The organism is Dokdonella sp. (assembly GCF_017744955.1).
In the GTDB taxonomy this organism is placed as follows: Bacteria; Pseudomonadota; Gammaproteobacteria; order Xanthomonadales; family Rhodanobacteraceae; genus Dokdonella_A.
Genome location: NZ_JAGIAG010000011.1, coordinates 119,107 through 128,189 on the forward strand (window position 1 = coordinate 119,107; position 9,083 = coordinate 128,189).

At 70.0% G+C, this 9,083-nt stretch carries 7 protein-coding genes; 4 read left to right on the top strand and 3 right to left on the bottom strand.

Annotated features, from left to right (window positions below; translation table 11 throughout):
- Positions 1–121: 121 nt before the first annotated feature.
- Both cysI and J7520_RS17285 read left to right on the top strand, forming a co-directional pair.
- Positions 122–1,828, top strand: coding sequence for an assimilatory sulfite reductase (NADPH) hemoprotein subunit (cysI, locus tag J7520_RS17280; RefSeq protein ID WP_291191008.1), 1,707 nt, complete (start codon positions 122–124; stop codon positions 1,826–1,828).
- Positions 1,825–2,550 (top strand): phosphoadenylyl-sulfate reductase, encoded by a 726-nt coding sequence (locus J7520_RS17285; RefSeq protein WP_291191010.1) that lies wholly within the window; start codon positions 1,825–1,827, stop codon positions 2,548–2,550. Before cysI ends, J7520_RS17285 begins: the two co-directional genes overlap by 4 nt.
- A 120-nt stretch (positions 2,551–2,670) precedes the next feature.
- Here J7520_RS17285 and J7520_RS17290 read toward each other — a convergent pair whose 3' ends face one another.
- The 3 genes from J7520_RS17290 to J7520_RS17300 form a co-directional block, all read right to left on the bottom strand.
- Positions 2,671–3,219, bottom strand: a complete 549-nt coding sequence (locus J7520_RS17290) for a HEAT repeat domain-containing protein (protein WP_291191012.1) — start codon at positions 3,217–3,219, stop codon at positions 2,671–2,673.
- Positions 3,216–4,412, bottom strand: coding sequence for a radical SAM protein (locus J7520_RS17295; protein WP_291191014.1), 1,197 nt, complete (start codon positions 4,410–4,412; stop codon positions 3,216–3,218). The genes J7520_RS17290 and J7520_RS17295 overlap by 4 nt, the downstream gene beginning before the upstream one ends.
- A gap of 541 nt (positions 4,413–4,953) precedes the next feature.
- The gene (locus tag J7520_RS17300; RefSeq protein ID WP_291191016.1) at positions 4,954–5,943 is read right to left on the bottom strand and encodes a LysR family transcriptional regulator; all 990 of its coding nucleotides are present in this window, start codon (positions 5,941–5,943) and stop codon (positions 4,954–4,956) included.
- 269 nt (positions 5,944–6,212) lie between these two features.
- Here J7520_RS17300 and cysG point away from each other — a divergent pair, with 269 nt between their 5' ends.
- Both cysG and cysK read left to right on the top strand, forming a co-directional pair.
- Positions 6,213–7,646, top strand: coding sequence for a siroheme synthase CysG (cysG, locus tag J7520_RS17305; RefSeq protein WP_291191018.1), 1,434 nt, complete (start codon positions 6,213–6,215; stop codon positions 7,644–7,646).
- A gap of 171 nt (positions 7,647–7,817) precedes the next feature.
- Positions 7,818–8,774, top strand: coding sequence for a cysteine synthase A (gene cysK / locus J7520_RS17310; RefSeq protein ID WP_291191021.1), 957 nt, complete (start codon positions 7,818–7,820; stop codon positions 8,772–8,774).
- Positions 8,775–9,083: the final 309 nt, after the last annotated feature.

Below are 9,083 nucleotides of genomic sequence, written 5' to 3' on the forward strand. Positions count from 1 at the left end.
GCGGGAGCGGTCGCGCCGAAGGCGCGAGTGAGGGCGACCCGAGCGTTGCGCTCCGCCTGCCCTCACTCCGTCCCTCTCCCGCAAGCGGGAGAGGGAGACCAGCCGAGATCATCGAGTACCCATGACCGCCCCACTTTCCCCCGTCGAAAAGATCAAGACCGACAGCCGCCACCTGCGCGGCACATTGACCGAAAGCCTGCTCGACCCGGTCACCGGCGCGATCGCCGACGACGACACGCAGCTGATCAAGTTCCACGGCAGCTACCAGCAGGACGACCGCGACCTGCGCGAGGAACGCCGCCAGCAGAAGCTGGAACCGGCCTACAGCTTCATGATCCGCACGCGCACGCCGGGCGGCGTGGTGACGCCGGAGCAATGGCTGAAGCTCGACGCGATCGCGACCACCTTCGCCAACGGTACGTTGCGCCTGACGACGCGCCAGGCGTTCCAGTTCCACGGCGTGGTCAAGCGCGAGCTGCGCGCGACCCTGCAGGCGATCAACGCGTCGCTGATCGACACGATCGCCGCCTGCGGCGACGTCAACCGCAACGTCATCGTCGGCGTGAACCCGCACGCCTCGCGCGTGCACGCCGTCGTGCAGGACGCGGCGATCCGCCTGTCCGAGCGGCTGAAGCCGAAGACGCGCGCCTACTACGAGATCTGGCTCGGCGAGGAGAAGATCGCCGATTCGGAAGCGGCCAATACCTGGGAGCCGGTCTACGGAAAGACCTACCTGCCGCGCAAGTTCAAGGTCGCCTTCGCGCTGCCGCCGAGCAACGACGTCGACGTGTTCGCGCACGACCTCGGCTTCATCGCGATCGTCGAGCGCGGCGCGCTGATCGGCTTCAACGTCAGCGTCGGCGGCGGCATGGGCGCGACGCACGGCGACGACAAGACCTTTCCGCGCCTGGCCGACCTGCTCGGCTTCATTTCGGTCGAGCAGCTGCTCGCCGTGGCCGAAGCGGTGGCCACGACGCAGCGCGACTTCGGCGACCGCAGCGACCGCAAGCACGCGCGCCTGAAGTACACCATCGAGGATCGCGGCATCGACTGGTTCAAGCGGGAAGTGGAGCGCCGCCTCGGCTTCGCCCTGCTGCCGCCACGACCGTTCGCGTTCGACCACGTCGGCGACCGCTTCGGCTGGAGCGAAGGCCACGACGGCCGCTGGCACCTGAACCTGCGCATCGAGGCCGGCCGCGTCGCCGATCGCGGCGAGCGTACGCTGCTGACCGGCCTGCGCGAGATCGCGCAGATTCTCGGCGACGGCGAGTTCCGCCTGACGCCGAACCAGAACCTGATCGTCGCCAACGTCGCGCCGGACCAGCGCGCGGCGATCGACGCGCTGGTCGCGCGACACGGACTCGACGGCTTCCGCACCGCCTCGCCGCTGCGCCTGAACGCGCTCGCCTGCGTCGCGCTGCCGACCTGCGCGCTGGCGATGGCCGAGGCCGAACGCTATTTGCCGAACCTGCTCGAAAAGATCGAAGCGCTGCTCGCCGCGCACGATCTCGCCGACGCGCCGATCGGGCTGCGCGTCTCCGGCTGCCCGAACGGCTGCTCGCGGCCGTACCTGGCCGAGATCGCGCTGATCGGCAAGGCACCCGGCCGCTACAACCTGATGCTCGGCGCCGACGCGCGCGGGCAGCGCCTGAACCGTCTGCATCGCGAGAACATCGACGAAGCCGAGATCCTGGCCCAGCTCGACGCACTCTTCGCGCGCTACGCCGACGAACGCGAAGCCGGTGAAGGCTTCGGAGATTTCCTGCTGCGCGCGGGCGTGATCGCCCTACCGCGGCGCCTCGCGACACCGCTGGAGACGACGACATGACGCCCCCCGACCTGGTCAGCGCCGCGGAAGACGAGCGCGCCCTCGAAGAACTCAACGCCTGGCTCGAAGCGCAGAGCGCGCAGGAGCGCGTCGCGTGGGCGCTCGACAGCCTGCCCGGCGAGCACGTGCTGTCGTCGAGCTTCGGTGCGCAGTCGGCGGCGCTGCTGCACCTGACCACGCAGCAGCGTGCCGACATCCCGGTCGTGCTGGTCGACACCGGCTACCTGTTCCCGGAGACCTACCGCTTCGCCGACGAACTCACCGAGCGCTTCGGACTCAACCTCAAGGTCTACCGCCCGCAGCTCGGCATCGCCTGGATGGAAGCGCGCCTCGGCCGCCTGTGGGAGAAGGGCCTCGACGGCATCGAGCGCTACAACAGCCTGCGCAAGGTCGAACCGATGCGCCGCGCGCTGAAGGAACTCGACGCGCGCACCTGGATCGCCGGCCTGCGTCGCGCGCAGAGCGACACGCGCCGCAACATCCGCGTGCTGGAACTGCGCGAGGGCCGCTGGAAACTGCATCCGCTGGCCGACTGGAACGACCGGCACGTATGGGACTACGCGCAGGAGCACGCCCTGCCCTATCACCCGCTGTGGGAGAAGGGCTACGTCTCGATCGGCGACGTGCACACGACGCGCGCGCTGGCGGACGGGATGCGGGCGGAGGAGACGCGCTTCTTCGGGTTGAAGCGCGAGTGCGGCCTGCACTTCGATCACGGCTAGCGCTGCGCGATACCGGACGCGAAATACCGAATGCGCTGGAACCGAATCCGTCCCTCCCTTCCTTGAGCTGCCTGCGGACCTCGCGATCAGGGAGTCCGTGCGAGATTTCGATGTCGGCCGCTACTGCTTCCTCGCGGGCGCTCGCTTCGCCGCCGGCTTCTTCTCTGGCAGAGGCACCAGCAACGCAGCGACCTTCTGCGGCTCGGTCTCGCGGATCTTGGCCAGGCCGTGCGTAACGATCCAGCGCGTATTCGCATCGCCGCCGCTGATGCGCAGCCAGCGCTCGCACGTGTCCAGCACGAGCATGGGGTTTTTCTTGCCGCCGTCGCGAAGCAGGTTGGCGACCGACTTGCGCACGTACGGGCTGGCATCCGCATTCAGCGTCTCGAGAATCGGCACCACGCTCTCGAAGCGCGTACGGGCCAGTCCGCGCAGGCCTTCGCTGGAGGCACGCCGGACGTTCTCGTCCGAGGCGCGCGACCACGTGCGCAGCTCGGCGATCACCGCATCGGGGTGCTTCTTGGACAGCTCCACCAACACCGTGGCGGCCACCTCGCGCACCTTCCAGTCGCCGCTCGCGGCGAACGCGCGGATCTCCCCGAACACGGGTTTCGGGTCGGCCTTGCCGGCCGCCACCAGGGTTGCGACGTCCGCTACTTTGGTGATCATGGATTCTCCGTGGAGGATTCGAAAAGGGGTCCGAACGCGGCGGGACCGACGGCGCGGACGCGCTGCCGGCTTTGCGCCGGCCATTCGGCGAGCCAGTGCTCGATGTCCCGCGCGACGGCGTCGTCGACGTCGGGCAGCTGCTGCAATCCGGCGCGGGTCCGGCGGTGGATGTCCGCGACGCTGTGCGGCAGAGCGTCCACCGTCCATGCGGCTTTCCGGTACGCCCAGACGCGCGAAGGGCTGGCCAGTTCCAGGTCCAGCTCCCAGCACTTCAGGAAAAGCTGCTCGGCGATCCACCGGTTCACTGCCAGCGGCCCCGCGGGAACGTACCGCGGCATGCGCGAGTGCAGCCCGTGGCGCTCGCACAGGTCGCGCACCTGCCGGCCGAGTCGCGCCTGATGCTCGCGCGGAGCGCTGGAGCGCGGAGTGCCGTCGGGCTCTTCACCGTACAGCGTTCGCCACCGTTCCGGCAATCGCGGATCGAGCCGCGCGGCGGCCTCCCAGGTGAGCGTCGCCTGTGCGCCGCTCATGCTCATGCCGGCACCGAGCACGAAGCTGCCGCCGTGCGCGGCCGTCATCCGTATCGCTTCGTCCAGATGCGCTTCGTCGTCGCCGACGAACGGAATGATCGGCATCAGCGACGCGCCGACGAGAATACCGGCGGAGGCGAGACGCTCCATGCAGCGCAACCGGCGTCGCAGGCCCGGGCTGCGCGGTTCGAAGGCGTCCTTCAATTGCGGGGACAGATTGCTGAAGCTGATGACCACGCAGGCCCAGGTGCGCCGTCCGATCGCCGCCAGCAGGTCCAGGTCGCGCTCCAGCAGCGGAGAGCGCTCGACGACGAACACCGGGAAGGCGAGTTCGAGCGCCACTTCGAGCATCCGGCGCGACAACCGATAGCGCGTCTCCGCTGGCTGTTGCCAGTCGCCGCAGGCGAGCACGTCGCGCGGCAACCGAGACAGCTCGGCATGCAGTTGCTCGACCACGTTGGTCTTGACCTGGATGAGCGTGTCGAAGGTGTCCGGGTTTCGCTTCCCGAGGTAGTCCGCGCTTCTCAGGTAGCAGAAGGAACAGCCGCTGCGGCAGCCCACGTACGGATGCGCGCTGTAGCGCGTCCAGAACCACGGGCCATCCACGTGCCGATGCACGCGGACGATCTGGCGGGCCTGGTATTCCTCGAAGGTGAGCTTCATTGCGTGACCGGCAAGTCGAAGAGCGCCATGGTCGGAGCGGATCGTGGAGTCCGTGCGAGACTTCGCGGCCGGCCGCTCATCCGGCGCCGATCCGGCTGCCGGCGCCTTCGGTCAGGCGCGGTCGCCCGTGACGCTCCATAGCAGTGTCCCGCACTCGCCGCCGAACGCTCGTGAAACGATGCGTATTCGTGCCATCGCATGAGCGGGCGGTGCTTCGCTCCGCCGCCTTTTCAGTGCGGCATTCGGAGAACCGTCGTGATTCGAGGCGATCGCGCGGCCAGATCTCGACCAGTATCCAGTTGCGACGGCGCGCGCCTGTCTGCGCCGAGCAGATTGGTGACGGCGGGAAAGCTGGGGCCGACGAAGCGGTGCAGCTAGGCGATGCTCGACGATGCTCGCCAAGCGCGACCCGATTTCTTCAAGCCCGAAGATCGCAGAAGCCGGTCCGCGCGGAGATCGGCGACCGCACCGCTTCGAGGAAATCCTCGCATCATGCCGCCGCGCCTGTCGGCGGCGATGCGGCGCGAGCGCGGCCGGCGGGCTACGCCGCCAGCTTGTTCTCGTGCAGCTCGCGCCAGCTCGGCGGCGCCGGCCATTCGGCCTTCGCGTTGCCGGCCAGCACGCGGCGCAGCTCGCGGCCGTCGATCTGCGGCGCGACCAGTTCGACCAGCGCGGTGGCGTAGTCGCGCAATACGCGGTCGCGGCGCAGCACCAGCCAGGCGGTGCATTCCGGCAGCAGGTCGACCGAGTCGAACACGCGCAGGTCGGCGGCGTCCTCGGGCGTCATCGCCATCTCGGCCAGCACGCCGACGCCGAGGCCGGCGCGCACGTAGGTCTTGATCAGGTCGGCGTCGCGCGCGGTGCAGGCGAAGTTCGGGATCAGGCCGGCCTGCGCGAAGGCATGGCGCAGCGAGGAATCGGTGCGCAGCGAGGATTCGTAGCTGACCAGCGGGTGACGCGCGAGGTCGGCCAGCTTCGGTGCGCGGCCGAGCTTGGCGAGCGCGTGGTCGCGCGGGGCGATCACCGCGCGCTGCCAGCGGAACAGCGGCACCGCGAGGCCGTCGGACGGCGGGCCGCCGGCGGTGCTGACGATGGCGAGGTCGACCTGGCCGCGCTCGAGCAGCTCCATCACCTGCGCGTCGCCGTGCGGTTTCAGGTGCACGCTGACTTCGGGGTAGCGCTTCTTCAGCGCGCCGACCGCGGCCGGCAGCACGAAGCGCGCCTGCGTGTGGGTGGTGGCGATCGACAGCTCGCCCTGCTCGTCGCTGCGCAGGTTGGCCGCCAGCGCGCGGATGTTGGCCGCCTCGGCCAGGATCGTGCGCGCGCGCTCGATGACCTGCTTGCCCTGCGAGGTGACCGCATCGAGGCTGCGCCCCTTGCGGGCGAACAGCTGGAAGCCGAGTTCGTCCTCGAGCTGCTTGAGCTGCTTGGACAGGCCGGGCTGGGTCGCGTGCACGCGATCGGCCGCGAGCGTGATGTTGAGGCCGGAATCGGCGATCGCGACGATGTAGCGGAGCTGGGTGAGGGTCATTGCGAATCCAGAGGCCGCGCCGGTCCGGGCGGCAGGTCTCATGCAGACTAGCGTATGAGCGTTTAGCCGTCCAGATGTCCATTTAACGAACGGACGACGCCGGACCGGCTTCATGCGCCCGCGGAATATGCTGCTTCCGCGCGCTCATTTGTCCTTTCCGCCGCCGCGGCGGAGCATCGAGGCCTTCACTCCGAGTGTGTGTCTTTCCCTGCCGCCGCGTCGTGATTCGAGCGAAACGGCGGCTTTTTTTTTGCCTCCTCCGAGCATCCATGGCCCTGTATCCGTTGTTCGCCGATCTCCGTTCGCGCGCCGTGCTGGTCGTCGGCGGCGGCGCGGTGGCCGAACGCAAGGCGCGCAGCCTGCTCGCCGCCGGCGCGGCGGTGACCGTCGGCGCGCCGGACCTGAGCCCGTGGCTGCGCGCGGAAGCGTCGCGCGGCGCCCTGCGGCACCTCGACGGACGATTCGAACCGGCCTGGCTCGACGGCGTCTGGCTGGCGATCGCCGCCACCGGCGACCGCGCGGTCGACCGGCGCATCGTCGAATGCGCCGAGGCGCGGCGCCTGCTGGTCAATGTCGTCGACGATGCCGAGCTGTCGACGTTCCACGTGCCGGCCGTGGTCGAACGCGCGCCGCTGGTGGTTGCGATCTCCAGCGGCGGCGCGGCGCCGGCACTGGCCAGCCACGTGCGTGCGCGCATCGAAGCCTTGCTCGAACCGTCGCTCGGCGCGCTGGCGGCGCTGGCGCAGCGCTTCCGCACGCGCCTGCGCGAGCGCCTGCCCGACCCGGCCGCGCGGCGGCGCTTCTTCGAACGCGAGGTGCTCGGCTCGGTCGCCGATCTGCTGCGGCGCGGCCGTGCGCAGGCGGCGGAGGCCGAGTTCGCGCGCGTGCTGGCGCGAGCGACGCCGGCGACGCGCGGCTCGGTCGCGCTGGTCGGTGCCGGACCCGGCGATCCGGGCCTCCTGACGCTGGCCGCGCAGCGCGCGCTGGTCACCGCCGACGTGATCCTGCACGACCGCCTGGTCAGCGCCGAGGTGCTCGCGCTGGCGCGCCGCGACGCCGAGCGGATCGACGTCGGCAAGCGCGTCGGCGACATGCGGGCCGGCGGAAAGCACGTGCAGCAGGACGAGATCCACGCGCTGATGCTCGAGCACGCGCGCGCCGGACGCCGCGTCGTGCGCCTGAAGTCCGGCGATCCGTTCGTGTTCGGGCGCGGCGGCGAGGAGCTCGAATTCCTGCGCGAGCACGAAATTCCCTACGAAGTCGTGCCCGGCGTCACCGCCGCGCTCGCCTGCGCCGCCTACGCCGGCGTGCCGCTGACGCATCGCGACCACGCGCAGTCGGCGCGCCTGGTCACCGCGCACTGCCGCGAATCGCTGGACACGCTCGACTGGCCCGCGCTCGCCGCCGAGCGGCAGACGCTCGCGGTCTACATGGGCGTGGCCGGGCTCGAAACCCTGCGCACGCGCCTGCTCGAGCACGGACGCGCCGCGGAGACGCCGTTCGCGCTGGTCGAGAACGGCTCGCGCCGCGAGCAGCGAGTCGTCGTCGGCACGCTGGCGACCTTGCCTGAGCGCGCCCGCGCGCACGCGGTGCAGGCGCCGGCGCTGCTGATCCTCGGCGAAGTCGCCGCGCTGGCCGAGCGCCTGCACTGGTTCGGCGCCGAACCGCTCGGCGAGCCGGCGCGGGAAGCGCGCGCCGCGTAGGCGTAGGATGACGCCAGGCTCGCTTTCGAGCGCCGCGAGCGGCATTCGGCGCACCGCGGCTGTCCGAACCGCTCGCGGAACGGCGTTCAACTGCAATGTCACGGCACGATCATCGGCCGTCGCGAAACCGTCCGCCGCATCCGGCGGAAAGCCACTACCAGGAGCCCCTCCATGATCCACGACTCCATTCTCGGCACCGTCGGCCACACGCCCGTCGTCAAGCTGCAGCGCGTAGCGCCGAAGCACGTCGACCTCTACGTCAAGATCGAGGCCTTCAATCCGGGCGGCTCGGTCAAGGACCGCCTCGCGCTGGCGATCGTGCTCGACGCCGAGCAGAAGGGCCTGCTCAAGCCCGGCGACACGATCGTCGAGGCAACCTCGGGCAACACCGGCGTCGCGCTGGCAATGGTCGCCGCCGCGCGCGGCTACAAGTTCGTCGCGATCATGACGGAAACCTTCTCGATCGAGCGACGCAAGCTGATGCGCGCGTACGGCGCCAAGGTGATCCTGACACCGGCCGCCGAGCGCGGCAGCGGCATGGTGAAGAAGGCCGAGGAACTGGCGGCCAAGCACGGCTGGTTCCTCGCGCGCCAGTTCCAGAGCCCGGCCAATCCGGCCTATCACCGCAACACCACCGCGGCCGAGATCCTGCGCGACTTCGCCGGCCGCCGGCTCGACTATTTCGTGTCCGGCTGGGGCACCGGCGGCACCCTCACCGGCGTCGGCGAAGTGCTGCGCCTGGCGCGGCCGGAAGTGAAGATCGTCGCGACCGAGCCGGCCGGCGCGCCGCTGCTCTCGGGCAAGGAATGGAAGCCGCACAAGATCCAGGGCTGGACGCCGGACTTCCTGCCCGACGTGCTCTCGCGCACGGTCGCGCACGACATCGAGCTGGTCGACGAGGTCGTCGCGCGTGACACCGCGCGCCGGCTCGCCGCGGAGGAAGGCATCTTCGCCGGCATCTCCTCCGGCGCGACGCTGGCCGCCGCGCTGAAAGTCGCCGAAGGCGCATCACAGGGATCGGTGCTGCTGGCGATGCTGCCCGATACCGGCGAGCGATATCTGTCGACGTTCCTGTTCGAAGGCGTCAACGAGGGTTCGGACGACGAGTGGCTGGCGTCGCTCGGCTGAGCACGGAACGTCGACGCCGCGAGTGGCGGATGCGCGGAAGACGATCTCGTTGTCCGACTCGATCGCCGCTCGGTGCTTCTCATGAACAGTGCGGCCAGGGATGGCTATGGGACGATCCGAAGCCGCAGCCTCCCCGCAACGCCCCCCGCTCGATGCTTCTCGTGAAATGTGCGGCCAGGGATGGCCGCGGGTAGACGATCGGAAGCCGCGGCTCTGCCGTCCTCGATCCCCAGCAGAGCGCCGCGATCCCGGACGGATCGCCAAAAAAAAGGCCTCCCCGAAGGGAGGCCTTTGAGTTGGCGGTGCAGC

Excerpts from the sequence above, each read along its gene's own strand:
- cysG (WP_291191018.1), top strand. The coding sequence starts at position 6,213 with ATGGCCCTGTATCCGTTGTTCGCCGATCTCCGTTCGCGCGCCGTGCTG.
- J7520_RS17285 (WP_291191010.1), top strand. The coding sequence starts at position 1,825 with ATGACGCCCCCCGACCTGGTCAGCGCCGCGGAAGACGAGCGCGCCCTC.
- cysI (WP_291191008.1), top strand. The coding sequence starts at position 122 with ATGACCGCCCCACTTTCCCCCGTCGAAAAGATCAAGACCGACAGCCGC.
- cysK (WP_291191021.1), top strand. The coding sequence starts at position 7,818 with ATGATCCACGACTCCATTCTCGGCACCGTCGGCCACACGCCCGTCGTC.
- J7520_RS17290 (WP_291191012.1), bottom strand. The coding sequence starts at position 3,219 with ATGATCACCAAAGTAGCGGACGTCGCAACCCTGGTGGCGGCCGGCAAG.
- J7520_RS17300 (WP_291191016.1), bottom strand. The coding sequence starts at position 5,943 with ATGACCCTCACCCAGCTCCGCTACATCGTCGCGATCGCCGATTCCGGC.
- J7520_RS17295 (WP_291191014.1), bottom strand. The coding sequence starts at position 4,412 with ATGAAGCTCACCTTCGAGGAATACCAGGCCCGCCAGATCGTCCGCGTG.